This is a genomic window from Hylemonella sp. GW821-FHT12C09, assembly GCF_058807395.1.
Genome location: NZ_JBXAQQ010000002.1, coordinates 256,264 through 279,395 on the forward strand (window position 1 = coordinate 256,264; position 23,132 = coordinate 279,395).

At 65.9% G+C, this 23,132-nt stretch carries 21 protein-coding genes and 1 other RNA gene; 12 read left to right on the plus strand and 10 right to left on the minus strand.

The genetic code is table 11. From position 1 onward, the window contains the following. Nucleotides 1–7 precede the first annotated feature (7 nt). The 3 genes from AC1RRP_RS05065 to AC1RRP_RS05075 all read right to left on the minus strand — a co-directional run bounded on the left by AC1RRP_RS05065 (nt 8) and on the right by AC1RRP_RS05075 (nt 2,617). Complete coding sequence (locus AC1RRP_RS05065; protein ID WP_493033881.1) at nt 8–829, minus strand: polysaccharide deacetylase family protein; 822 nt, start codon at nt 827–829, stop codon at nt 8–10. Next, nucleotides 813–1,796, minus strand: a complete 984-nt coding sequence (locus AC1RRP_RS05070; protein WP_493033883.1) for a YncE family protein — start codon at nt 1,794–1,796, stop codon at nt 813–815. The genes AC1RRP_RS05065 and AC1RRP_RS05070 overlap by 17 nt, the downstream gene beginning before the upstream one ends. 98 nt (nt 1,797–1,894) lie before the next feature. Beyond that, nucleotides 1,895–2,617 (minus strand): pseudouridine synthase, encoded by a 723-nt coding sequence (locus AC1RRP_RS05075; protein WP_493033885.1) that lies wholly within the window; start codon nt 2,615–2,617, stop codon nt 1,895–1,897. Between the two features lie 221 nt (nt 2,618–2,838). Here AC1RRP_RS05075 and AC1RRP_RS05080 point away from each other — a divergent pair, with 221 nt between their 5' ends. Continuing rightward, complete coding sequence (locus AC1RRP_RS05080) at nt 2,839–3,570, plus strand: hypothetical protein (protein WP_493033887.1); 732 nt, start codon at nt 2,839–2,841, stop codon at nt 3,568–3,570. Nucleotides 3,571–3,633: 63 nt separating this feature from the next. Here the strand turns inward: AC1RRP_RS05080 and ssrA are convergent. The 4 genes from ssrA to ompA all read right to left on the minus strand — a co-directional run bounded on the left by ssrA (nt 3,634) and on the right by ompA (nt 6,101). Then, nucleotides 3,634–4,008, minus strand: a transfer-messenger RNA (tmRNA) gene (ssrA, locus tag AC1RRP_RS05085). A 12-nt stretch (nt 4,009–4,020) separates the two neighbouring features. Beyond that, the gene (locus tag AC1RRP_RS05090; RefSeq protein WP_493033889.1) at nt 4,021–4,692 is read right to left on the minus strand and encodes an HAD-IA family hydrolase; all 672 of its coding nucleotides are present in this window, start codon (nt 4,690–4,692) and stop codon (nt 4,021–4,023) included. Then, nucleotides 4,692–5,405, minus strand: coding sequence for a bifunctional 2-polyprenyl-6-hydroxyphenol methylase/3-demethylubiquinol 3-O-methyltransferase UbiG (gene ubiG / locus AC1RRP_RS05095; RefSeq protein WP_493033891.1), 714 nt, complete (start codon nt 5,403–5,405; stop codon nt 4,692–4,694). The genes AC1RRP_RS05090 and ubiG overlap by 1 nt, the downstream gene beginning before the upstream one ends. Nucleotides 5,406–5,552: 147 nt before the next feature. Beyond that, the gene (gene ompA, locus AC1RRP_RS05100; RefSeq protein ID WP_493033893.1) at nt 5,553–6,101 is read right to left on the minus strand and encodes an outer membrane protein OmpA; all 549 of its coding nucleotides are present in this window, start codon (nt 6,099–6,101) and stop codon (nt 5,553–5,555) included. A 235-nt stretch (nt 6,102–6,336) separates the two neighbouring features. On the opposite strand from ompA, the gene gyrA reads away from it, so the two are divergent. The 11 genes from gyrA to rfaD all read left to right on the plus strand — a co-directional run bounded on the left by gyrA (nt 6,337) and on the right by rfaD (nt 20,270). After that, nucleotides 6,337–8,973, plus strand: coding sequence for a DNA gyrase subunit A (gyrA, locus tag AC1RRP_RS05105; RefSeq protein WP_493033895.1), 2,637 nt, complete (start codon nt 6,337–6,339; stop codon nt 8,971–8,973). Continuing rightward, complete coding sequence (serC, locus tag AC1RRP_RS05110) at nt 8,973–10,061, plus strand: 3-phosphoserine/phosphohydroxythreonine transaminase (RefSeq protein WP_493033897.1); 1,089 nt, start codon at nt 8,973–8,975, stop codon at nt 10,059–10,061. Before gyrA ends, serC begins: the two co-directional genes overlap by 1 nt. Nucleotides 10,062–10,196: 135 nt before the next feature. Next, nucleotides 10,197–11,279 (plus strand): prephenate dehydratase, encoded by a 1,083-nt coding sequence (pheA, locus tag AC1RRP_RS05115; RefSeq protein ID WP_493034179.1) that lies wholly within the window; start codon nt 10,197–10,199, stop codon nt 11,277–11,279. A gap of 165 nt (nt 11,280–11,444) precedes the next feature. After that, nucleotides 11,445–12,317 (plus strand): prephenate dehydrogenase, encoded by an 873-nt coding sequence (locus AC1RRP_RS05120; protein ID WP_493033899.1) that lies wholly within the window; start codon nt 11,445–11,447, stop codon nt 12,315–12,317. Nucleotides 12,318–12,336: 19 nt separating this feature from the next. Continuing rightward, on the plus strand, nt 12,337–14,418 hold the full coding sequence (locus AC1RRP_RS05125; protein ID WP_493033901.1) for a bifunctional 3-phosphoshikimate 1-carboxyvinyltransferase/cytidylate kinase: 2,082 nt from the start codon (nt 12,337–12,339) through the stop codon (nt 14,416–14,418). A 181-nt stretch (nt 14,419–14,599) separates the two neighbouring features. Beyond that, the gene (gene rpsA, locus AC1RRP_RS05130) at nt 14,600–16,285 is read left to right on the plus strand and encodes a 30S ribosomal protein S1 (RefSeq protein WP_493033903.1); all 1,686 of its coding nucleotides are present in this window, start codon (nt 14,600–14,602) and stop codon (nt 16,283–16,285) included. 67 nt (nt 16,286–16,352) lie between these two features. After that, nucleotides 16,353–16,667: an integration host factor subunit beta gene (locus tag AC1RRP_RS05135; protein WP_493033905.1), complete on the plus strand. Its 315-nt coding sequence runs from the start codon at nt 16,353–16,355 to the stop codon at nt 16,665–16,667. Between the two features lie 40 nt (nt 16,668–16,707). Continuing rightward, a complete protein-coding gene (locus AC1RRP_RS05140; protein ID WP_493033907.1) occupies nt 16,708–17,007 on the plus strand; it encodes a lipopolysaccharide assembly protein LapA domain-containing protein in 300 nt (99 codons plus the stop codon). After that, nucleotides 16,997–18,154 (plus strand): lipopolysaccharide assembly protein LapB, encoded by a 1,158-nt coding sequence (gene lapB, locus AC1RRP_RS05145; protein WP_493033909.1) that lies wholly within the window; start codon nt 16,997–16,999, stop codon nt 18,152–18,154. Before AC1RRP_RS05140 ends, lapB begins: the two co-directional genes overlap by 11 nt. Nucleotides 18,155–18,308: 154 nt before the next feature. Then, nucleotides 18,309–19,244, plus strand: coding sequence for a D-glycero-beta-D-manno-heptose-7-phosphate kinase (rfaE1, locus tag AC1RRP_RS05150; RefSeq protein ID WP_493033911.1), 936 nt, complete (start codon nt 18,309–18,311; stop codon nt 19,242–19,244). An 18-nt stretch (nt 19,245–19,262) separates the two neighbouring features. Next, nucleotides 19,263–20,270 (plus strand): ADP-glyceromanno-heptose 6-epimerase, encoded by a 1,008-nt coding sequence (gene rfaD / locus AC1RRP_RS05155; RefSeq protein ID WP_493033913.1) that lies wholly within the window; start codon nt 19,263–19,265, stop codon nt 20,268–20,270. Between the two features lie 63 nt (nt 20,271–20,333). On the opposite strand, the gene AC1RRP_RS05160 is transcribed toward rfaD, so the two are convergent. The 3 genes from AC1RRP_RS05160 to AC1RRP_RS05170 all read right to left on the minus strand — a co-directional run bounded on the left by AC1RRP_RS05160 (nt 20,334) and on the right by AC1RRP_RS05170 (nt 23,091). Continuing rightward, nucleotides 20,334–20,669: a DUF4156 domain-containing protein gene (locus tag AC1RRP_RS05160; protein ID WP_493033915.1), complete on the minus strand. Its 336-nt coding sequence runs from the start codon at nt 20,667–20,669 to the stop codon at nt 20,334–20,336. 76 nt (nt 20,670–20,745) lie between these two features. Next, nucleotides 20,746–21,351: a hypothetical protein gene (locus AC1RRP_RS05165; RefSeq protein WP_493033917.1), complete on the minus strand. Its 606-nt coding sequence runs from the start codon at nt 21,349–21,351 to the stop codon at nt 20,746–20,748. A gap of 42 nt (nt 21,352–21,393) precedes the next feature. After that, nucleotides 21,394–23,091 (minus strand): DUF2339 domain-containing protein, encoded by a 1,698-nt coding sequence (locus AC1RRP_RS05170; protein ID WP_493033919.1) that lies wholly within the window; start codon nt 23,089–23,091, stop codon nt 21,394–21,396. Nucleotides 23,092–23,132: the final 41 nt, after the last annotated feature.

A 23,132-nucleotide genomic window follows, 5' to 3' on the forward strand; every position in this document is an offset into this window, starting at 1 on the left:
GACGCGCTCACTTCCCACGGGCTTCGCGCTGTGCGATCCAGCCCCGATAGTCCGGATGCTCGCGCAGGGTACGGAAGCAATAACCCTGCTGCTTGAGCCCGGCAATCAGCGGCTCCAGCACCGCCGGGGCCCAGGGGTCCTGGCGCGACCAGATGCCCAGGTGCGCCACCAGCACGTCGCCGGTGCGGATGTCGCGCAGCGCCTTCTTGAGCAACATGTCGTTGGGGTATTTGTCGCTGGGCAGCTCATCCCCCAGGAATCCGGCGGGTGCCCAAGCCACGTGCTGGTAGCCGCACTGGCGTGCGGCGGCCAGCAGCGCCGGCGAGGTCTTGCCGCCGGGGGCGCGGAACAGGGGCAACGGCGCCTGGCCCGTGTGCTGCTGCAGGCGGGCCGAAGCAGCGTCCAGCTGCGCACAGTAGGACGGCGCATCCCAGACCATGTCACGCCCCTGCTGCGCCCCGGCCGAAGGCCGCACGCGAAAGCGCGGCGCCCCCCCCGCAGTGGGCACATCGGCGCGCCAGTAGACATGGTCCAGCGTGTGGGACGCGAATTCATGCCCTTCGCCCGCGCGGGCGCGCCACCAGGCCGCCCAGTGCGTGCCCAGACTGCCATCGCCCACCTGGGTGCGCTCATGGGCGGCGAAAAAGGTGACACGCACCTGCTGGCGTTGCAAGACCGCGGCAATTTGGTCGGCCACGCCCATGTGGCCGGTGTCGAAGGTCAGGTAGACCGGCTTGCTGCAACCGCCGGTCGCCGGGCCCTGGGCCGAGGCCGTCAGCGCCAGCAGTGCCAGGGCAAGGAAAACACTGCGACTACTGGCGCGGCGCATGGTCCAGCGTCCAGACCCCATGGGGCGATTTGCCGACCCGGATCTGGCGCACCACCTGGCGCGTACCGGTATCGATAACGCTGAGCTTGCCAGCCCAGCGCGAAGCCACGAGGATGTACTTGCCATCGGCCGTCAGGTCCATGCAATCGGGGCCGCTCGGGCCGGGATACTCATCGACCACGGCCATGGCCTTGTAGTCGATCTTGCTGATGGTGTTGGCCACGCGGTTGCTCACCAGCACGTGGCGTCGATCGCCCACGGCGCGAAAGGCATGCGCCCCCTTGCCGGTCGGGATCAGCTGCACGGCAGCCGGCACCGGCATGGCCAGGTCGTAGACCTCCACGCCCTCGCCCCCCGTCAGGCCGACGAGCAGGAAGCGGTCATCCGGCGTACCGAACACGTCGGCCGGCAAGGGGCCGGTCTTGATGCGCCACTTGAGCACCTGTTGCGGCAGATCGATGGCCACCAGCTCATCGCTGTCCTGCATGGTCACGTAAGCCGTGGTGCTCTTGCTGTCGATCCAGATGTGGCTGGGTGTCTTGCCGGTGGGGATGCGTTTGGCCAGCGCCAGGTCGCGCCCGTCCCAGCGGTAGATGTCGACGTGGTTGAGCCGGTTGGCAGCCGTCACGAACCATTGCATGTCGGGAGAGAAACGCAACTGGTAGGGGTCGAGGATGCCGCGCACGGTGCGCTGCACCTGGGCCGTCCGCGGATCGACAAAGGTCAGCGAGTCACTGAAGGCATTGGCGATGATCAGGGACTTCTCGTCAGGCGTCAGATAGAGGTGGTGCGGTTCCTTGCCGGTCGCAAAGCGCTTGATCTCCTTCCAGCTCACCGGGTCGATCACGCTGACATCGGCGTCCTTGGAATTGAGCACAAAAATGGGTGCCGACTGCGGCTGCGCCACGGACCAGCCGGCCGTCAGGGCCAGCCAGAGGACGAGGACACGGGGGAAAAACTTCGGCATGGAACACTCGCGGCTATGGAGCAGCAAGTGTAGCGGCCACGATCCGCCCGCCCGTGGCCAGGGTTTGAGGCACATCAAGTCCCCGCGCAGGGCCCGCCTCAGGGCTGGATCAGCGCCAGATCCGCCGTTTCCAGCCAGCGCCATTGGCCCGGGGCCAGATCCGCCGGCAAGGTGAGGCCGCCAATCTGCGAACGGTGCAAGGCCTCGACCCGGTTGCCCACGGCCGCCACCATGCGCTTGACCTGGTGGTACTTGCCGCCGGTCAACGTCAGCCGCAGATGCTGCGGGTCCGTGAGTTCGCAGGCCGCTGCGCGCACCGGCCGGGGATCGTCGTCCAGCACCACGCCAGCCAGCAACTGCTGCAGTTCACGCTCGCCCGCCGGGTGCTTGAGCGTGACCTCGTAGACCTTGGGCACCGCATGGCGCGGCGAGGCCAGGCGGTGGATGAGCTGGCCATCATCGGTCAGCAGCAGCAGACCCGTGGTGTCTTGGTCCAGGCGGCCGATGGCCTGCACGCCCTGTACGGCGCTCTTGTTGGGGCGCTGGCGCAACGGCGCGGGCAGCAGGGTGTAGACGCTGGGCCAAGCCGAAGGCTTTTGCGAGCATTCGATGCCGGCCGGCTTGTTCAGCATGATGCAGGCCCGCCGGTGGCAGACCCATTCCAGCCCCTGCACGCGCAGGCGCAGGCCTTCGTCAACGAACTCGGCCGTGGCATCGAGGCACACGGCCTCATCAACGGTCACATGCCCCTGCTGGATCAGGCCGGCGCAAACCCGGCGCGTGCCAAAACCCTGGGCGTAAAGAATGTCCTGCAACTGCATGAAAAGGTCTCAAGGGCACGACTGGCAAGGCCGTGACGTACAAAAACTGTAGCGAATCAGCATGCTGACCCTGTAATCAGGGCCGGATTCCGTGCAAAAGTGCAGCCCAAAGCCCCTCCAACCTGCTCCAACTTCGCGTATCCGGTTCAGGATAGCGACCGTAGACCTTACACTTTTCTCAAACAACGATACCTACGCACATGAACGGGTACACAGGGTGGATGATAGTCGCAGGACTGATGGCTGCGAGCGGCGCACTGGGTGCGTACGCCTATGCCGCGCGCCTGAAAAAGCAGGAGCAGGCCAAACGGCGCATCCCGCGCAAATGGCCTCTCGCCGTGCGCGCCATGGTGAACAGCCGGGAACGGCTCGTCTGGCGCTGGATGCTGCGCGCCTTCCAGGACCATCACGTCATGGTCAAGCTGCCGGTCACGCGATTCACCATGCCTCAGGTCCGCGAAGAAGGCCAGCACTGGTTCCAGATCCTCGGTGGCGTCTATTGCACCTTCACCGTCTGCAATAGCGATGGCCAGGTGGTCGGCTGTGTCGATGTACCGGGTCCGCAAGGCCTGTCGCTGAGCAACCAGACCCTCAAGCACACGCTGCTCTCCCAATGCAACGTCCGCTACTGGGTGGTCGATCCCGAGCACCTGCCCAGCGTCAGCACGATCCGCGCCGCCTTCCTCGGTGAGCAGGCCGTGATGAAAGAGGAACTGGAGCGCGTTCGCACCGAGACCGAGTTCAACCAGACGCGCGCCAACCTCAAGGCGGCGCTGATCCGACAGCGCAACAACCAGCCGACTGCCAGCGACTTCGCGCGACTGGAAGCCCTGATGTCCGCCGACCCGCATAGCCACGACGCCTACGAGAGCCAACTCTCCACCACCTGGAAGCACGACTCCTTCGTCGCCCCGCTGGACAGCCGGTCTGGCGAACTCACCGAAGGCCGTTGAGCGACCGGCCGCCAGGGCCGGACATGAAAAAACCCCGACCGTTACCGGCCGGGGTTTTGTGTTTGGTGGAGCTGGGGGGATTTGAACCCCCGTCCGCAAGCCTTGTTCGAGCAGATCTACATGTTTAGCGGTCTGATTTGGATCTCGCCACTGACATCGCGCAGTCGCACGCTATGCCAGCCGCCAGCACCCTATTTTCTCGTCCGTTGCTAAGGTACCCAGCCCCGGACCAGCCGATGAAATTATCTTTACAGCCGGGAGGCTTGCGCCCCCTTGCCCAGCCCATCGGCCTGCTGTTGTAAAGCTCACTGGCAATTAAGCAGCGAGTGCGAAACGTTCGTCGTTTGCAGTTAGGTTTTTTGAATCAGTTTTACGAGCACATTCAGCTCGACATGCACCACATCGCGTCCGAACCCACGTCGAAACCAATGCAGCCCCAAGACCTCCATTTTAGGCCTGTCCCAGCAATTGCAAGAGCTCGATCGGAGAATTAATCAAGGCGTGGGCGCCCCAGCTGGCCACGTCGGACTTCTGGCCCAGGTAGCCGTAGGTGGCGGCCACCGTGCCCATGCCGGCCGCCAGGCCCGCCACGATGTCGCGTTCATCGTCGCCCACGTAGAGGCAACGCTGCGGATCCAGGTTCAGGCGGCGCGCAGCCTCGAACAGGGGCTCCGGGTGCGGTTTGGGATGGGGCGTGGTATCACCGCCAATGATGGCCCGTGCACTGGCAAACAGGGGCATGGCGCCCGTCAGCGGCAGGGCAAAGCGCTCGATCTTGTTGGTCACCACACCCCAGGCCAGTTCTCTTTGCAGCAGCGCCTCGATCAGCTCGGCCACGCCAGCAAAGGCGTAAGTGCGTACCGTCATGCAGCGCTCATAGTTGGCCATGAACTCCTCGCGCAGCTCGTTGTAGCCCGGTGCGTCCGGCGTCAGGCCGAAGGCCACGCCGATCATGCCGCGCGCGCCCGCGCCCGCCATGGGTCGGTACTGCTCCAGGGGCAGGGGCGGAAGGCCGCGGGTGGTACGCATCTGGTCGGCAGCGGCCCCCAGGTCGGGGGCGCTATCGATCAGGGTACCGTCCAGGTCGAACAGGACGGCCTCGATACCGGCAAAAGACCTCATCACAGTCCAGGCTTGCGCGTGGCCAGCAGGTAGTTGACGCTGGTGTCGGCACTGAGCCAGTAGCGCCGGGTCAGCGGGTTGTATTCCATGCCGCGCGTGGGCCCCAGTTCCAGGCTGGCCTGGCGGCAGTAACGCGCCAGTTCGCTGGGGCGGATCATCTTGGCATACTCGTGCGTGCCACGCGGCAGCAGCTTGAGGATGTACTCGGCCCCGACGATGGCGAACAGGAAGGACTTGGGATTGCGGTTGATGGTGGAGAAGAACACCCAGCCACCGGGCTTGACCAGCGTGGCGCAGGCCTGGACCACGGACGCCGGGTCCGGCACATGCTCCAGCATCTCCATGCAGGTCACCACATCGAAACTGGCCGGCTTTTCGCTCGCCAGCGCCTCGGCACTGATCTCGCGGTAGTTCACATTGGGCGTGCCGGCCTCCAGCGCATGCAGCTGGGCCACCTTGAGCGCCTTGGTCGACAGGTCTATGCCGGTGACCTGGGCGCCCTTGCGCGCCATCGAGTCGGACAGGATGCCGCCTCCACAGCCGATATCGAGCACTTGCCGGCCAGCCAGCGGCGCCAGGCCGTTGATCCAGTCCAGGCGCAGGGGATTGATCTGGTGCAGGGGACGGAATTCGCTTTCAGGGTCCCACCAGCGGTGGGCCAGCTCGGAAAACTTGGCCAATTCGGCCGGATCGGCATTCACGGTGGTCGTCATGCCTTGATTATCCGACAGCTCAGAAACCCTTCGCCAAAATCCGTGCAACGGATTGCGTCGCAGGCCAACTTCGCGCAGCGAAGCAGCGGCCGGAGACACAAACGACAAACCCCGCCGAAGCGGGGTTTGTCTCAGGCGATCAGAAGATTACTTGTTGGCGCGGGTGCCGACGACTTCGATTTCCACGCGACGGTTCTTCGCGCGGCCTTCGGTCGTGCGGTTGTCAGCCACGGGCTGCTTCTCGCCCTTGCCTTCGGTATACACGCGGTTCTTGTCGATGCCCTTGGAGGTCAGGTAGGCCTTCACGGCTTCGGCGCGACGCACGGACAGCTTCTGGTTGTACTCATCGGTACCGATGGAGTCGGCGTGACCCACGGCGATGATGACTTCCAGATTGATGCCCTTGACCTTCTCGGCCAGATCATCCAGCTTGGCCTTGGCGTCAGCCTTGATCACCGACTTGTCGAAGTCGAAGAAGGTGTCGGCGGCATAGGTCACCTTGACGGCAGCGGCGGGCGGCGGAGCAGCGGGCTTCGGAGCAGCTGCCGGAGCGGGTGCGGGAGCAGGGGCCGGAGCGGGTGCCGGAGCAGCCGGGGCAGCCTTCGGTGCCGGCTCGGGTTCGGGGGTGGAAGCACAACCGGCCATCACCAGTGCGACTGCAGCAAACAGGGCTGCCACGGAATTCAGTTTTTTCATGGTTCTCCTCTAACGGATTGGGGCCAGAGCGGCACGGCGGTTAAATGGAAGGCATTCACTTGTTATGAGCGCCACCCGACGGTCTGATGCATTGTGCCATATCAAACCCGGTGGTCAACCGGAGCGACGCGACGCAGGCGCATGCCTGCTGGGCTTGCCGACGGTCTGTTGCAGGCATGCCACATGGCCGGCACTTTAGAATCGTGGATTGCCCACGCCCGAGTTCATCTCTCCCATGACCCAATTCGCCAAGGAAACCCTGCCCGTCAGCCTCGAAGAGGAGATGCGTCGCAGCTACCTGGATTACGCCATGAGCGTGATCGTCGGGCGGGCCCTGCCCGATGCCCGCGATGGTCTCAAGCCGGTGCACCGGCGCGTGCTCTACGCGATGCACGAACTCAACAACGACTGGAACCGCGCCTACAAGAAATCGGCGCGTATCGTCGGCGACGTCATCGGCAAATACCACCCGCACGGTGACCAGTCGGTCTACGACACCATCGTTCGCATGGCTCAGGACTTCTCCATGCGCCACATGCTGGTGGACGGCCAGGGCAACTTCGGCTCGGTGGACGGCGACAGCGCCGCCGCCATGCGCTACACCGAAATCCGTCTGGCCAAGATCGCCCACGAGATGATCGCCGACCTGGACAAGGAGACGGTGGACTTCGGCCCCAACTACGACGGCTCCGAGAAAGAGCCGTTGGTCCTGCCCAGCAAGCTGCCCAATCTGCTGGTCAACGGCTCCGGTGGCATTGCCGTGGGCATGGCCACCAACATCCCGCCGCACAACCTCAACGAGGTGGTCGACGCCTGCCTGCACCTGCTGCGCAACCCGCAGGCCTCCATCGACGAGCTGATGGAGATCGTGCCGGCGCCCGACTTCCCCACCGCCGGCATCATCTACGGCATGCAGGGCGTCAAGGACGGCTACCGCACCGGCCGCGGCCGCGTGGTGATGCGCGCCAGATGCCACTTCGAGGACATCGACAAGGGCCAGCGCCAGTCCATCATCGTCGACGAGCTGCCCTACCAGGTCAACAAGAAGACCCTGCTCGAGCGCATCGCCGAGCTGGTGCACGAGAAGAAGATCGACGGCATCAGCCACATCCAGGACGAGTCCGACAAGTCCGGCATGCGTGTGGTGATCGAACTCAAGCGCGGCGAAGTGCCCGAGGTGGTGCTCAACAACCTGTACAAGCAGACCCAGCTGCAGGACACCTTCGGCATGAACATGGTGGCCCTGATCAACGGCCAGCCCAAGCTGTGCAACCTGAAGGACCTGATCGAGGTCTTCCTGGACCACCGCCGCGAAGTGGTGAGCCGCCGCACGGTCTTCAACCTGCGCAAGGCGCGCGAGCGCGGCCATGTGCTCGAAGGCCTGGCCGTGGCGCTGGCCAACATCGACGACTTCATCGCCATCATCCGCAACGCCCCCACCCCGCCGGTGGCCAAGGCCGAGCTGATGGCCAGGCCCTGGGACAGCAAGCTGGTGCGCGAGATGCTCACCCGCACCCGAGCCGACGGCGGCGTGGTCAATGCCGACGACTACCGCCCCGAAGGCCTGGAAAAGAACTACGGCATGGGCAACGATGGCCTGTACCGCCTGTCCGACACGCAAGCGCAGGAAATCCTGCAGATGCGCCTGCAGCGCCTGACCGGCCTGGAGCAGGACAAGATCGTGGCCGAGTACAAGGACGTCATGGCCGAGATCGAGGACTTCCTCGACATCCTGGCCAAGCCCGAGCGCGTGGCGATCATCATCGGCGAGGAACTGGGCGCCATCAAGCAGGAGTTCGGCCAGAACAAGGCGGGCGCACGCCGCAGCCAGGTCGAGCACAACGCCCAGGACCTGGCCACCGAAGACCTGATCACGCCGACCGACATGGTGGTGACACTCAGCCACGCCGGCTACATCAAGAGCCAGCCCCTGTCCGAGTACCGCGCCCAGAAGCGCGGTGGCCGCGGCAAGCAGGCCACCGCCACCAAGGAAGACGACTGGATCGACCAGCTCTTCATCGCCAACACGCACGACTACATCCTGTGCTTCTCCAACCGCGGGCGCCTGTACTGGCTCAAGGTCTGGGAAGTGCCCGCCGGCTCGCGCGGCTCGCGCGGTCGCCCCATCGTCAACATGTTCCCGCTGCAAGAGGGCGAGAAGATCAATGTGGTGCTGCCGCTGACCGGTGACAACCGCAGCTTCCCGGCTGATCACTATGTCTTCATGGCCACCTCCATGGGCACGGTCAAGAAGACCTCGCTGGACGAATTCTCCAATCCGCGCAAGGCCGGCATCATCGCCGTCGACCTGGACCCGGGCGACTTCCTGATCGGCGCAGCGCTCACCGACGGACAGCACGACGTGATGCTCTTCAGCGACGGCGGCAAGGCCGTGCGTTTTGACGAGAACGACGTGCGCCCCATGGGCCGTGCGGCCCGCGGTGTGCGCGGCATGATGCTGGACGACGGCCAGGGCGTGATCGCCATGCTGGTAGCAGAGGACGAACAGCAAAGCGTGCTGACCGCCACCGAGAACGGCTACGGCAAGCGCACCAGCATCACCGAGTACACGCGCCACGGCCGCGGCACCAAGGGCATGATCGCCATCCAGCAGAGCGAACGCAACGGCAAGGTCGTCGCCGCCACCCTGGTGCATGCCGATGACGAGATCATGCTGATCACCGACAAGGGCGTGCTGGTGCGCACCCGCGTTTCCGAAATCCGCGAACTCGGCCGCGCCACCCAGGGCGTGACCCTGATCGGCATGGACGAAGGCGCCAAACTCAGCGGCCTGCAGCGCATCGTGGAAAACGACGCGAATGGCGCCGAAGGTGCCGAGGGCGAGACCGGCGACGCAGAAGACGCCAGCTGATGCAGCGCCCGTACAACTTCTCGGCCGGCCCGGCCACCATCGCGCCCGAGGTGCTGCAGCAGGCCGCCAGCGAAATGCTGGACTGGCACGGCAGCGGCATGGGCGTGATGGAGATGAGCCACCGCGGCAAGGAATTCATCAGCATCTACGAACAGGCGCAGGCCGACCTGCGTGAGTTGCTGGCGGTGCCGAAGAATTTTCACATCCTCTTCATGCAAGGCGGCGGCCTGGCGGAAAACGCCATCGTCCCGCTCAACCTCTCGCGCGGCGGCACGGTCGATTTCGTGCTGACCGGCACCTGGAGCGAGAAGTCCATCAAGGAAGCGCGCAAATACTGCAAGGTGAACGTGGCGGCCACCGACGAGGCCAACAGCTACACCCGGCTGCCCGCCCCGTCCAGCTGGCAGTTGAGTCCGGGCGCCAGCTACGTGCACATCTGTTCGAATGAGACCATCCACGGCGTCGAATTCCACGAACTGCCCGACCTGAAGGCGCTGGGCTCGAAAGCGCCGCTGGTGATCGACTTCTCCTCCCAGGTCGCCTCGCGCCCGGTGGACTGGTCGCGCGTGGGCCTGGCCTTCGGCGGCGCGCAGAAAAACATCGGCCCGGCCGGCCTGACCCTGGTCATCGTGCGTGAAGACCTGCTGGGCCACGCCCAAGCCGCCTGCCCCAGCGCCTTCGACTACCAGACCGTGGCCGACAACGAGTCCATGTTCAACACCCCGCCGACCTACGCCATCTACATGGCCGGCCTGATCTTCCAGTGGCTGAAAAAGCTGGGTGGCGTGCCGGCCATGGAGGCGCGCAACATCGCCAAGGCCCGGCTGCTGTACGAGGCGATCGACCGCTCGCAGTTCTACGTGAACCGGGTGGCGAAAGACTGCCGCTCCCGCATGAACGTGCCCTTCTTCCTGCGCGACGAATCGCGCAACGACGCCTTCCTCGCCGGCGCCAGGGCCGCCGGCCTGCTGCAGCTCAAGGGTCACAAGTCGGTCGGCGGCATGCGCGCCAGCATCTACAACGCCATGCCGCTCGAGGGGGTGCAGACCCTGGTCGAGTACATGCGAGAATTCGAAAGAAAATCATGACCCCCCCGAAGCGCCTTCGGCGCCTCCCCCCCACGGGGGGGCGCACCCAGCGGCCCGGCCAAGCCGGTTCCGCGGATGCCTGCGCACGGGTCCCGGGCATGGCTACGACCGAGTGCAATGCACAACGAATCTAAGATGGCCAAGACCCTGCCCGAACTGCGCACCCAGATCGACACCCTGGACCAGGAGCTGCTCGCCCTGCTGAACCGGCGCGCCGCCCTGGCCCATGAAGTGGGCGAGATCAAGAAGGACGAAGGCTCGCCCGTCTTTCGCCCCGAACGCGAAACCCAGGTCATCACCGGCCTGCAGGCCGGCAACCCCGGGCCGCTCAAACGTGACAGCGTGGCCACCATCTGGCGCGAGATCATGTCGGCCTGCCGTGCCCTGGAGGCACCGCAGCGCGTGGCCTACCTTGGCCCGGCCGGCACCTTCAGCGAACAGGCCGCCGAGCAGTTCTTCGGCTCCAGCATCGAACGCATGCCCTGCGGCAGCATCGACGAAGTCTTCCGCGCCACCGCCGCGGGTGCCGCACAGTTCGGCGTGGTCCCCATGGAGAACTCCACCGAGGGCATGGTCTCGCGTTCGCTCGACCTCTTCCTCGCCTCGCCCCTGCACGTGATCGGCGAGACCAGCCTGCTGGTGCGCCACAACCTGCTGCGCCTGTCCGACTCCCTCGAAGGCATCACCGCCGTCTACGCCCATCCGCAGGCCCTGGCCCAGTGCCAGCACTGGCTCAACGCCCACCTGCCGCACGCCGAGCGCCACGCCGCGGCCAGCAATGCGGAAGGCGCACGCCTGGCCTCCACCAACCCGGCCTGGGCCGGTATCGCCAGCGAGCGCGCAGGCAGCGAGTTCGGCCTGCACGTGGTGGCCCATGCCATTCAGGACGACGCCTACAACCGCACCCGTTTTGCCGTGGTCTGCCTGCCGCAGACCCTGCCCACGCCGGAAGCCTCGGGCAAGGACTGCGTGAGCCTCATCGTCTCGGTCCCCAACCGCCCGGGTGCGGTGCACGACCTGCTGGTGCCCCTGAAGAAGCACGGCGTGTCCATGACGCGCTTCGAGTCGCGTCCGGCGCGCTCCGGCCAATGGGAATACTATTTCTACATCGACATTCAAGGCCATACCTCGCAGCCCCATGTCGTCGCCGCTTTGCAGGAGTTGCAGGCCCTCTGCGCCTTCTACAAAGTCCTTGGCACCTACCCGGTATCTGAATAATGAACCCCCACGTTCATCACTACGTGTATTCACTGCCCCCCGAGGGGGCTGAAGCCCGCGGCTCCACGCCTGCCTGCGCAGGCGTGGACGGGCCGAAGAGCGGCTGCGTCCTGCAGCCGCGCGGCCTGCAAGGCCAAGCCCTAGAGACGGCCCTGCGAGAGTCTTATGTTTGAACAGTTGGGTCTGATCGGTTGCGGCCTCATGGGCGGTTCTTTTGCCCTGGCGCTCAAACGCGCCGGTCTGGTCAAGCGCGTGGTCGGCTACAGCAAGTCGCCTTCCACCACCGAGCGCGCCCGTGCCATGGGCGTGATCGACGTCGAGGCCCCTTCGGCCCTGCTGGCCGTCTCGGGCGCCGACATCGTGCTGATCGCCGTGCCGGTCTCGGCCACCGAGGCCACCTTCAAGGCCATCAAGCACCTGGTCACGCCGCAGATGCTCATCATGGACGTCGGCTCGACGAAACGCGACGTGGTCGATGCCGCACGCCGCGCGCTGCGTGAGCAGATCGGCTCTTTCGTACCGGCCCATCCCATCGCCGGCAAGGAAGTCTCGGGCGTCGAGCATGCCGACCCCGACCTGTACTCCGGCAAGCAGATCATCCTGACCCCGATCGAGCGCACCCACGCCCCCCAGGTGCAGCAGGCCATCGACATCTGGTCCGCCCTGGGCTGCAATGTGCTCAAGATGACGCCCGAGTCGCACGATGCGGCCTTTGCCTCGGTGAGCCACCTGCCCCACCTGATCGCCTTCGCGCTGATGAACTCCATCACCGGCCAGAACCAGGGCAAGGACTTCCTGTCCCTGGCCGGCCCGGGTTTTCGCGACTTCACGCGCATCGCTGCCAGCGACCCGCACATGTGGCGCGACATCATGATCTCCAACCGCGAAGAATTGCTGACCCAGTCCAAGCTCTTCCAGCGCAATCTGCAGGCGCTCGAACTCATGATCTCCAATGGCAACGCCGACGCGCTCGAAGAGCTGATCAGCCAGGCCAGCCAGGCACGCGCCAACTGGAGCATGAACAAGAACCGCCGCTGAGACGTCCTCCTCCGCGCCGATGTATTCCACCGCCTTTCTCGACCTGCCGCCGCTGACCGGCGCGCACGGCCGGGTGCTGTTGCCCGGCTCCAAGAGCATTTCCAACCGCGTGCTGCTGCTCTCGGCCCTGTGCCGCGGCCGCACCACCCTGCACGACCTGCTCGATTCCGACGACACCCGCGTCATGCTGGCCGCCCTGCGCCAGCTGGGTTGCGGCGTGTTGCAGGACGGCAGCACCGTCGTCATCGACGGCCTGGACGGCCAGTTGCCCGCCACTGCGCTGAAGTTCTTCATGGGCAATGCCGGCACCGCCATGCGCCCGCTGACCGCAGCACTGGCCGTGCTGGGTGGCGACTTCGAACTCTCGGGCGTGCCGCGCATGCACGAGCGTCCCATAGGCGACCTGGTCGATGCGCTGCGCCCGCTGGGCTGCGCCATCGATTACCTGGGCAACAACGGCTACCCGCCGCTGCGCATCGGCCGCTCGAACCTTAAGCTCGACGCCCCGATCAAGGTGCGCGGCGACGTTTCCAGCCAGTTCCTGACCGCCCTGCTGATGGCCCTGCCGCTGGTCGCCATGAATCGGGCCCCCACGCTCGGCACGGACGTGTCCTCGCTGCCCCCCGAGGGGGCTGCCCAGTCTTGGGACGGCCCGGCGACTGGGCGCGACATCGTCATCGAGGTCGTCGGCGAGTTGATCTCCAAACCCTATATCGAGATCACGCTCAAGCTGCTGGCGCGTTACGGCATCCAGGTGCGCCGCGAGGGCTGGCAACGCTTCACGATCCCCGCCGGCAGCCGCTACCAGTCGCCGGGCACCCTGCATGTGGAAGCCGACGCCTCCTCGGCCAGCTATTTCATCGCCCTGGGCGCCATCGCCGCCGAGGCGGCCACGCCGGTGCGCATCGAGGGCGTGGGCGAGCGCTCGATCCAGGGCGACATCAAATTCGTCGACGCCGCCCGCCAGATGGGCGCCCATGTGAAGGGCGGCCCCAACTGGCTCGAAATCTCCCGGGGCAGCTGGCCCCTGAAGGCCATCGACCTGGACTGCAACCACATCCCCGACGCCGCCATGACCCTGGCCGTGATGGCACTCTACGCCGACGGCCCCAGCACCCTGCGCAATATCGCCAGCTGGCGCGTCAAGGAGACCGACCGCATCGCCGCCATGGCCACCGAGCTGCGCAAGCTAGGCGCCACCGTGGATGAGGGTGCGGACTACATCCGCGTCACGCCGCTCGTGCGTTCGGGCTGGAAGGCGGCCGCCATCCATACCTACGACGACCACCGCGTCGCCATGTGCTTCTCGCTAGCCGCCTTCAACCCGGCCGGCATCCCGGTGCGCATCCTGGACCCCAAGTGCGTGGCCAAGACCTTCCCCGACTACTTCGAAGCCCTGTTCTCGGTCACCACCCCGGCCACCGGCGCCGTGCCGGTGCTCTGCGTGGACGGCCCCACGGCTTCGGGCAAGGGCACGCTGGCCGCGCGTCTGGCCGCGCGCCTGGGCTACCACCTGCTGGATTCCGGCGCCCTCTACCGCGTGACCGCACAGGCCGCCCTGCGCGCCGGGCTGGCCCTGGAGCCGCAGAACGAAGTGGCCATCGCCGCCCTGGCCCGGCGCCTGCCGGTGCGCTTCGAAGGTGAGCACGTGCTCCTGGACGGCGAAGACGTCAGCCAGATCATCCGCAGCGAGCAGGGCGGCATGAACGCCTCCAGGGTTTCGGCCCTGCCGGCCGTGCGCACCGCCCTGGTGGCCCTGCAGCACAGCTTTGCCCGCCTGCCCGGCCTGGTGGCCGACGGCCGCGACATGGGCACGGTCATCTTCCCCGACGCCCCCCTGAAGGTGTTTTTGACCGCCAACGCCGCCAAACGCGCCGAACGGCGTCATAAGCAGTTGATTTCAAAGGGAATTTCGACTACAATCGAAACCCTTCGTGCCGATCTGGAAGCGCGTGATGCCCGGGACATGTCCCGCAGCGTCGCACCTCTCGAACCGGCACAGGACGCCCGGTTGCTGGACAACTCGGATCTGTCGATTGAAGAGTCGGTGGATCTGGTGCTGGACTGGTGGCAGGGCAAACAGCCGTTCGGACCCGTCTGATCGGCCCAGAGGCCCGCCCGGCTCCCCTCGCGCAGCAAGCGCTTCGGCCGAGTGGTTCAACAACGCAACCCCGCGGATCATCCGCAAAAATCGCCGTCGAAAGCTACCCCCCAGTCGCAATGGTGCGGCTGTCACGCCATGGCCTTCAAGCCATGGACGCCCAGATGGTCTAGGAACTTACATGTCTGAATCTTTTGCCGCCCTGTTTGAAGAATCCCTGACACGCACCGAAATGCGTCCGGGCGAAGTGATCACCGCTGAAGTCGTTCGTCTCGAACACGGCTTCGTCGTCGTGAATGCCGGCCTCAAGTCCGAAGCCTACGTGCCGATCGAGGAATTCAAGAACGACCAGGGCGTGCTCGAAGTCCAAGTGGGCGACTTCGTGTCGGTGGCCATCGGCTCCATCGAAAACGGCTACGGCGACACCATCCTGTCGCGCGACACCGCCAAGCGTCTGGCTTCCTGGATGAGCCTGGAAAAGGCCCTGGAAACCGGCGAATTCGTCACCGGCACCACCAGTGGCAAGGTCAAGGGCGGCCTGACCGTTCTGGTCAACGGCATCCGCGCCTTCCTGCCGGGTTCGCTGGTCGATACCCGTCCGACCAAGGACCTGACCCCCTACGAGAACAAGACCCTGGAATTCAAGGTCATCAAGCTCGACCGCAAGCGCAACAACGTGGTGCTGAGCCGCCGCGCCGTGGTGGAAGCCTCCATGGGCGAAGAGCGCGCCAAGCTGATGCAGAACCTGAAGGAAGGTTCTGTCGTTCAAGGCGTGGTCAAGAACATCACCGAATACGGTGCCTTCGTGGACCTGGGCGGCATCGACGGCCTGCTGCACATCACCGACATGGCCTGGCGCCGTGTGCGTCACCCCTCCGAAGTGGTGACCGCTGGCCAGGAAATCACCGCCAAGATCCTGAAGTTCGACACCGAGAAGAACCGTGTTTCCCTGGGTCTGAAGCAGATGGGCGACGACCCGTGGATGGGCGTTTCGCGCCGCTACCCCACCGCCACCCGCCTGTTCGGCAAGATCACCAACATCGCCGACTACGGCGCGTTCGTGGAACTCGAGCCGGGCATCGAAGGTCTGGTGCACGTCTCCGAAATGGACTGGACCAACAAGAACGTGGCCCCGTCCAAGATCGTGTCGCTGGGTGACGAAGTCGAAGTCATGGTCCTCGAGATCGACGAAGACAAGCGCCGCATCAGCCTGGGCATGAAGCAGTGCAAGGCCAACCCGTGGCAAGAGTTCGCGCAGAACACCAAGCGCGGCGACCGCGTCAAGGGCCCGATCAAGTCGATCACCGACTTCGGCGTGTTCGTGGGCCTGGCTGCCGGCATCGACGGCCTGGTGCACCTGTCCGACCTGTCCTGGAACGAGCCGGGCGAAGCCGCCGTGCGCAACTACAAGAAGGGCCAGGAAGTGGAAGCACTCGTGCTGGCCGTGGACGTGGACCGCGAGCGCATCTCCCTTGGCATCAAGCAGCTGGACCAGGACCCCTTCACCACCTTCGTGTCGGTGAACGACAAGGGCTCCTCGGTGACCGGCAAGGTCAAGACCGTCGACGCCCGTGGCGCCGAGATCGATCTGGGCCAGGACATCCTGGGCTACCTGCGCGCCAGCGAAATCTCGCGTGACCGCGTGGAAGACGCTCGCAACGTCCTGAAGGAAGGCGACGAAGTCACCGCCGTGGTGGTCAACGTGGATCGCAAGACCCGCAACATCCAGCTGTCGATCAAGGCCAAGGACCTGGCCGACGAGCAGGGTGCCATGGCCAACCTGAACCAGCAGTCGGCTCGCGAAAGCGCCGGCACCACCAGCCTGGGCGCCCTGCTGCGCGCCAAGCTGGACACGTCCGAGAAGTGATGTGCATGGGGCACGCCGCTGCTGAGCGGCGGCGTGCCCCTGCCAAACACGCGAACGTCACCCTGACATGACCCGCTCCGACCTGGTTGAAGAACTGGCCGCCCGTTTCGGGCAGCTGACCCACCGCGACGCCGAGTTCGCGGTCAAGGCCATCCTGGACGCGATGAACGATGCGCTGGTGCGCGGGCACCGCATCGAGATCCGCGGCTTCGGCAGCTTCTCCATCAACCGCCGGCCGCCGCGCATGGGGCGCAACCCCCGTAGCGGTGAAAGCGTGGCCATTCCCGAAAAGCGCGTCCCCCACTTCAAGCCGGGCAAGGCCCTGCGCGAAGCGGTGGACCAGCGCACCAGCGAAATGCAGGCGAACGACCCGAAAAGTTGACTGCGCTACTCGCTAGAATGCCCTCACCCGGGGGACATTGATGAAACAACTGACATGGCTGCTGAAGTGGATACTGCGGGCAGCCATTTTTTTTGCCCTGCTCGCCTTCGCCCTGAACAACCAGCAGGACGTCAGCGTGCACCTTTTCTTCGGCCACGACTGGACCGCACCGATGGTGCTCGTCGTGCTGGCCGCCTTCGCCCTGGGCCTGGCTGCCGGCGTGCTGGCCATGCTGCCGCGCTGGCTCAAGCAGCGCCGCGCCGCGCGGCAGTTGCGCCGCCGGGTCGTTGCCGACAGCGAACTCGCCCTCACCACCATCCAACCGCCCCATGAATCTTGATCTGAGCTGGATCCTGCTCGGCCTGCCCGCCGCCTTCATCCTGGGCTGGCTGGCCTCGCGCCTGGACCTGCGCCAGCTGCGCATCGAGAACCGGCGCAACCCCAAGGCCTATTTCCGCGGCCTGAACTTCCTGCTCAACGAGCAGCAGGACCAGGCCATCGACGCCTTCATCGAAGCCGTGCAGCAGGACCCCGACACCTCGGAGCTGCACTTCGCCCTGGGCAACCTGTTCCGCCGCCGCGGCGAATACGAGCGCGCCGTGCGTGTGCACGAACACCTGCTCTCGCGCGGTGACCTGTCCGAAGCCGATCGCCAGCGCGCCCAGCACGCCCTGGCGCTGGACTACCTCAAGGCCGGCCTGCTGGACCGCGCCGAAGACGCCCTCATCAAGCTCGAAGGCACCCCCTTCCAGGCCCAGGCCCGGCTCGCGCGCCTGGCCAACTACGAACGCTCGCGCGACTGGTCCTTGGCCGCCGAAATTGCGCGTCGGCTGGACGACGCCGAGCACGGCAGCTTCAGCAGCCGCCTGGCCCACTACCTGTGCGAGCAGGCTGCCGCCCACCTGGCGCGCGGTGAAGTCGCCGCCGCGCAGGAGGTGCTACAGCAGGCCATTGACACCGCCCCCAGCGCCCCGCGCGCGCGCATCGAGCTGGCCCGTCTGCAGATGGCGCAGGGCCAGGCCGCCCAGGCCTGCGTCACGCTGGAAGCAGCCCTCTCCGCCTGCCCGCCTGCCACACCGCTGATCGCCGCCCCGCTGGCGCAGGCCGCCGTGGCCAGCGGCCGCACCGTGACCGTGCTGGCCAAGCTGCAGGAGAACTACGAACAGACGCCTTCGCTGGACGTGCTGGAGGCGCTGGTGACGCTGCAGGCCGCCGCCGGCAGCAGCAACACCAGCACACGCGACTGGTACGTGCACCACCTCGAGCGCGAGCCCTCGCTGGTCGCCGCCGCCAAGTGGATCGCCGGCGAAAAGCTGGAGCACGAACAGTTCCACCCCCAGGTCCAGCGCGCGCTGGACCATGCCGTCAAGCCGCTCACACGCTACCGCTGCGCCGCCTGCGGCTTCGAGGCCAAGCAGCATTTCTGGCAATGCCCAGGCTGCCAGACCTGGGACAGCTATCCCGCGCGCCGCGTCGAAGAACTATGAACACCCCCAGGCTACGCGCACTTCGTGTCGCTTCGCCACCCCCCTTGCAGGGGGCGACGCCAGCAGCCCGGCCCAGCCGGTTCTGCGGCGTCCCTTGGTTGGGCTTCTTCACGCCTGCGGTGTAATGCGTCGACAAGCTTTTCTTCGAACCAACATGAAGATCACACAACAACAACTCGCCAAGTCCCGCGTCCTCGTCGTCGGCGACGCCATGATCGACCGCTACTGGTACGGCGCGGTCGATCGCATCAGCCCCGAGGCCCCGGTGCCCGTGGTGCGCGTCACGCGCGAGGAAGTGCGCATCGGCGGCGCGGCCAACGTGGCCAGCAACGTCGTCTCGCTCGGCGCCCAGGCCACGCTGCTCACCGTCGTCGGCGACGACGACGCCAGCCACACGCTGGAAAAGCTGGTGGCCCAGACCGGCATCACCCCGCACTTCGGCCGCGACGCCGACCTGCAGACCACCGTCAAGCTGCGCGTGATCGGCCGCCAGCAGCAGCTCATCCGCCTCGATTTCGAGAACAGCCCCAAGGGCGAAGTGCTGGCCTCGCAGACGGCCGACTTCATCAGGCTGCTGCCGCAGCACGACGCCGTGCTCTTCTCCGACTACGGCAAGGGCGGCCTGGACCACGTGCACCACATGATCGAGCACGCACAGGCCGCCGGCAAACCGGTGCTGATCGACCCCAAGGGCTCGGACTACTCGCGCTACAGCGGCGCCACCGTGATCACCCCCAACCGCGCCGAGCTGCAGCAGGTGGTGGGCCCATGGAGCAGTGAAGAGGATCTGCGCGCCAAGTCGCGCAAGCTGCGCGAGGCGCTGGGCCTCACAGCCCTGCTGCTCACGCGCAGCGAAGAAGGCATGACGCTGTACGACGCGGCGGGCGAGATCAGCGTGGCCGCCCAGGCGCGCGAGGTGTTCGACGTCACGGGCGCCGGTGACACCGTGATCGCCACGCTGGCCGCCCTGGTGGGCGCCGGCCTGCCGCTGCGCGAGGCCATGCCCCTGGCCAACAAGGCCGGCGGCATCGTCGTGGGCAAGTTCGGCACGGCCACCGTCAGCTACGCCGAGCTGTTCGGCGCACAATGAAATTCTGAGGACTGAAACATGACACGCGTAGTGGTTACCGGGGCGGCGGGGTTTATCGGCGCCAACATCGTCAAGGGCCTGAACGAGCGCGGCATCGACGACATCATCGTTGTCGACGACCTGAGCCAGGGTGACAAGTTCCGCAACTTCGCCGACCTCAAGATCGCCGACTACGTGGACCTGGACGACTTCTATCCCAACTTCGAGGAAGGCCACTACGGCAAGATCGAGGCCGTCTTCCACGAAGGCGCCTGCAGCGACACCATGGAGCAGGACGGCAAGTACATGATGGACAACAACTACACGCTCTCGTGCGAGTTGTTCCAGGCCTGCCAGCGCGACGGCACCCGCCTGCTCTACGCGTCCTCCGCCGCCACCTACGGTAACTCCGAGACCTTCCGCGAGGTGCCCGAGTTCGAGGCCCCGCTCAACGTCTACGGCTACTCCAAGCTGCTGTTCGACCAGCGCATGCGCCGTGAACTGGGCACGAACTTCGAGAAGGCAAAGATCCAGGTCGCGGGTTTCCGTTACTTCAACGTCTACGGCCCGCGCGAGCAGCACAAGGGCCGCATGGCCAGCGTTGCCTTCCACCAGTTCAACCAGTTCCGTAGCGAGGGCAAGGTCAAGCTCTTCGGTGAGTACGGCGGCTACGCCCAGGGTGAGCAGAAACGCGACTTCGTCTTCGTCGACGACGTGGTGGCCGTCAACCTCTGGTTTTTTGACCACCCGGGCAAGAGCGGCGTGTTCAATCTCGGCTCCGGCCGGGCCCAGCCCTTCAATGACGTGGCCGTGGGCGTGGTCAACACCCTGCGCGGGCTCAAGGGCGAAGCCGCCCTGTCGCTGGCCGAGATGGCGGCCCGGGGCCTGATCGAATACATCCCCTTCCCCGACGCGCTGCGCGGCAAGTACCAGAGCTTCACGCAGGCGGATCTGAGCAAGCTGCGCGCTGCCGGCTGCGATCACCAGTTCTCCGACGTGCAGACCGGCGTGGCCCAGTACGTGAAGTGGCTGGCCAGCCAGGCCTGATCACCTTCGCCCATGAGAAAAGCCGGCGGATTCCGCCGGCTTTTTCTTTGGACGCTCAGCGCCTCACTTGCACTTGAAGACCTCGTAGGAACGCTTGCCGTATTCGAGGGAGTTGCCCTTGACCACGGTATCGCCGCCCTTGTCGATGGCCTCGTTGCGCGCCATCTGCAGCAGGTTCTCCTCCACCGCCTCGGCGCTGCGCGTGATGGGGCCCAGGGACGACAGCACGCTGAGCGTGGAACGCCCCAGCGACTTGCACTGGCCCACCTCCGTATCCTTGGCCAGCACGACCTGTTCCGCGCCGATGCGCTCGCCGATCAGCTTGCTGGCGCAGCCCGACAGGCTGGCGGCCAGCAGGCCGAGGGCCGCGAGGCTGATCAGGTGCTTCGAAAATTGCATGGTCTCTCCTTCGACAACAGAAAAACAATGTCCAGAGTCTAGCGGCTCTGCGTGTATCCAAATGCAAAAAACGGGATCAAAGCCCCGTGAGCCTGCCGTAGGCCTCGCGCGTTGCGGGCGACACGGCGGCAAGCACCTGCGCGTGACTGGTCTGGTGGCGGGCCTGCAGGCGCGCGGAGGCGATGGCCCTGGAGCGGCAGAACCAGTGGCAGCTGTGCTGCATCAGAAACAGCTCGGCCGACATCGTGAACGCCTTGTCGCGCAGAGCGAGCTGTCCGCGGTTCTCGGCGGCTGCCGCGATGCCCTCGGCATGGATGGCCAGCAGGTGGCGCATGTCGAAGGACTGGCGCGGAAGGAGCTTGTCAGCGTAGGGGAAGGCAAAACCCAGGGTGCTGACCTGGGTCTGCCCGTTCCAGACCTTGGAGAAATCGGTGGCGAAACGCTGGAACTGGCTGTTGAGCTCGGCCTCGGCCGTGCCGAGCATGCTCCAGATCTGCGCGCGACGCTCTTCATTGTCCTCCCCGAGCGCGCGCAGATAGCCCTCTGTGACGTTCTCCATGAGCTTCTCGATCTGGTACTGGCTCAGGTAGCCTCCCAGCAAGTAGATGCGGCGGCGCTGCTCACGCGCCTTGAGGAACTGGTAGCCCGCGATGGGCGCCAGCATCAGAAACAGAAACTCCATGAACGACTCGGATAACTGAAAGAGAGCAGTGTAGTGGAGCGTTCAGCGCTCCAGCGCCACCACCCGCTTGTAGAGCAACCCACCCGCATAGAGCGAGAGCCCCACCACCACCAGGCTGCCGATGCGCAGCAGCGGTGCGGCGCCCGCCAGGTCGTAGAGGATGACCTTGACCAGCGAGGCCGCGAAGATGAAGAGCGAGGACTTGCCCAGGTCCTGATCGCTGCTGCGGAAGGCCAGCAGCAAGGAAGCCAGGGCCAGTGCGCCCCAGGCCAGCGAGACCAGCAGTTCGTTGTCGAAACTGCGCAGCACCACGCCCATCAGGCCGATGTGCGCGGCATACAGGGCAAAGGCCAGCCAGGGCCGCAGGGCGACATGATTGCGCCCGAGGAACCAGGCCGCGTAAAGCTCGGCCGTGTAGAGCAGCGACAGCAGGGTACCGTGGCCGGCGCCGCCCGTATCGTCCAGCAGCACCACGCGCACGTAGTTCAGGGCCAGCAGCGCGCCCAGCAACAGCTTGAAAGGCAGCATGAGCTGTGCGTCGGCTGTCGGCCGCGTGACGAAGAGCGCCGCCGGCGGCAGCACCAGCAGCACGGCCCAGGGGGCCCAGCGGTCGGGCAACAGTTCCAGATAGACTGCATGGAACAGCACCAGCGCGCCGTAGGCGCCGACGATGAAGCCACCGGCCGCCAGCGACACCCCCAGCGCCCGCCGCGCCACGGCGTAGGCCAACAGCAGCACGGCCGCGCTGCCCAGCGCCACCCAGGGCGCCAGCGCGGGCAGGTGCCGGCTCAGGATGGCGTACTGCAGGGCGTAGAACAACAGCAGCAGGGGCAGGTGTGCCACACCCTCGGCCTGCGTCATGGGCCGATCGTGGCGTACCGAGAAGGCGATGGCCGCACTCAGGAAGACCGCAAACTGCAGGGTCTGGAACACCAGGGCCACCCCCCACTGGCTGCGTGCCAGCTGCTCCCAGAGCACCTGGAAGGCGACCAGGGCCATATAGCCGGCCAGCAGATAGGGCCGGCGATTGCCGATGGCCAGCGCATACAGGCAGAACACCACGCTCCAGGCGGTGAAGTAGATCGCCAGGTCCACCACCGAACCGCTCATGGCCCGCAGCAACAGCGGCGCGGAGTAGGAACCCACCACAGCGAACAGGCCGTAGATCTCGCTGCCGAAGGTACGCCCCAGCCAGAGCGCGAGCAGGCAGTTGCAGATCACGGCCGTGGTGGCCACGCCGGCGCCGATCAGGTGGTAATACAGATGGGCGCCATAGATGGCCAGGAAAAACACCACCAGGCCGCCGGCCGGCAGCAGGCTGGCGTAGTTGCTGTCCACGCGACGCAAGCGGAGGCCCGCCACGATGAGGCCGACACCGCCCAGCACGGCCAGCCCGAGCTGGCGCGGCGGCGTGAGCCAGCCCGCGTCGTAGACCAGGCGGATCAGGTAGGCCGCGGCCAGCACCAGCAGCGTCGCACCGGTCCAGCCCATGACCTGCGTGACCGTGAGTTCGCTGTCGTCCGTGGATTTCTCGAAAAAGGGTGAGGCCGGCGCAGGTTTGGCCCGTGGCTGCGCCGTCGCGGCAGCGTAGGGCTGGGGCTCGGTGTTGCGGAAATGCGGGTCGTCCTCGTCCCGCACCGTCGCAGCGGCCGGCGCTCGCGGCGACAGCTTCAACACCGCCTCTTCCAGCCGGGCCAGGCGCAGGTTCAGCGCACGCAACTGCTCTTCGACATCAGCCATGGTTCCCCCCGCTTCGTGATGACAGCCGCATGCTAACCGGT

What these genes read in the sequence shown, in the direction of transcription:
- pheA (WP_493034179.1), top strand. Translation starts at nt 10,197, where the DNA reads ATGGCCAAGACCCTGCCCGAACTGCGCACCCAGATCGACACCCTGGAC.
- ompA (WP_493033893.1), bottom strand. Translation starts at nt 6,101, where the DNA reads ATGAAAAAACTGAATTCCGTGGCAGCCCTGTTTGCTGCAGTCGCACTG.
- AC1RRP_RS05125 (WP_493033901.1), top strand. Translation starts at nt 12,337, where the DNA reads ATGTATTCCACCGCCTTTCTCGACCTGCCGCCGCTGACCGGCGCGCAC.
- AC1RRP_RS05065 (WP_493033881.1), bottom strand. Translation starts at nt 829, where the DNA reads ATGCGCCGCGCCAGTAGTCGCAGTGTTTTCCTTGCCCTGGCACTGCTG.
- rpsA (WP_493033903.1), top strand. Translation starts at nt 14,600, where the DNA reads ATGTCTGAATCTTTTGCCGCCCTGTTTGAAGAATCCCTGACACGCACC.
- serC (WP_493033897.1), top strand. Translation starts at nt 8,973, where the DNA reads ATGCAGCGCCCGTACAACTTCTCGGCCGGCCCGGCCACCATCGCGCCC.
- AC1RRP_RS05170 (WP_493033919.1), bottom strand. Translation starts at nt 23,091, where the DNA reads ATGGCTGATGTCGAAGAGCAGTTGCGTGCGCTGAACCTGCGCCTGGCC.
- AC1RRP_RS05090 (WP_493033889.1), bottom strand. Translation starts at nt 4,692, where the DNA reads ATGAGGTCTTTTGCCGGTATCGAGGCCGTCCTGTTCGACCTGGACGGT.
- AC1RRP_RS05070 (WP_493033883.1), bottom strand. Translation starts at nt 1,796, where the DNA reads ATGCCGAAGTTTTTCCCCCGTGTCCTCGTCCTCTGGCTGGCCCTGACG.
- AC1RRP_RS05140 (WP_493033907.1), top strand. Translation starts at nt 16,708, where the DNA reads ATGAAACAACTGACATGGCTGCTGAAGTGGATACTGCGGGCAGCCATT.
- AC1RRP_RS05135 (WP_493033905.1), top strand. Translation starts at nt 16,353, where the DNA reads ATGACCCGCTCCGACCTGGTTGAAGAACTGGCCGCCCGTTTCGGGCAG.
- AC1RRP_RS05165 (WP_493033917.1), bottom strand. Translation starts at nt 21,351, where the DNA reads ATGGAGTTTCTGTTTCTGATGCTGGCGCCCATCGCGGGCTACCAGTTC.
- AC1RRP_RS05075 (WP_493033885.1), bottom strand. Translation starts at nt 2,617, where the DNA reads ATGCAGTTGCAGGACATTCTTTACGCCCAGGGTTTTGGCACGCGCCGG.
- rfaE1 (WP_493033911.1), top strand. Translation starts at nt 18,309, where the DNA reads ATGAAGATCACACAACAACAACTCGCCAAGTCCCGCGTCCTCGTCGTC.
- AC1RRP_RS05120 (WP_493033899.1), top strand. Translation starts at nt 11,445, where the DNA reads ATGTTTGAACAGTTGGGTCTGATCGGTTGCGGCCTCATGGGCGGTTCT.
- AC1RRP_RS05160 (WP_493033915.1), bottom strand. Translation starts at nt 20,669, where the DNA reads ATGCAATTTTCGAAGCACCTGATCAGCCTCGCGGCCCTCGGCCTGCTG.
- lapB (WP_493033909.1), top strand. Translation starts at nt 16,997, where the DNA reads ATGAATCTTGATCTGAGCTGGATCCTGCTCGGCCTGCCCGCCGCCTTC.
- gyrA (WP_493033895.1), top strand. Translation starts at nt 6,337, where the DNA reads ATGACCCAATTCGCCAAGGAAACCCTGCCCGTCAGCCTCGAAGAGGAG.
- ubiG (WP_493033891.1), bottom strand. Translation starts at nt 5,405, where the DNA reads ATGACGACCACCGTGAATGCCGATCCGGCCGAATTGGCCAAGTTTTCC.
- rfaD (WP_493033913.1), top strand. Translation starts at nt 19,263, where the DNA reads ATGACACGCGTAGTGGTTACCGGGGCGGCGGGGTTTATCGGCGCCAAC.
- AC1RRP_RS05080 (WP_493033887.1), top strand. Translation starts at nt 2,839, where the DNA reads ATGATAGTCGCAGGACTGATGGCTGCGAGCGGCGCACTGGGTGCGTAC.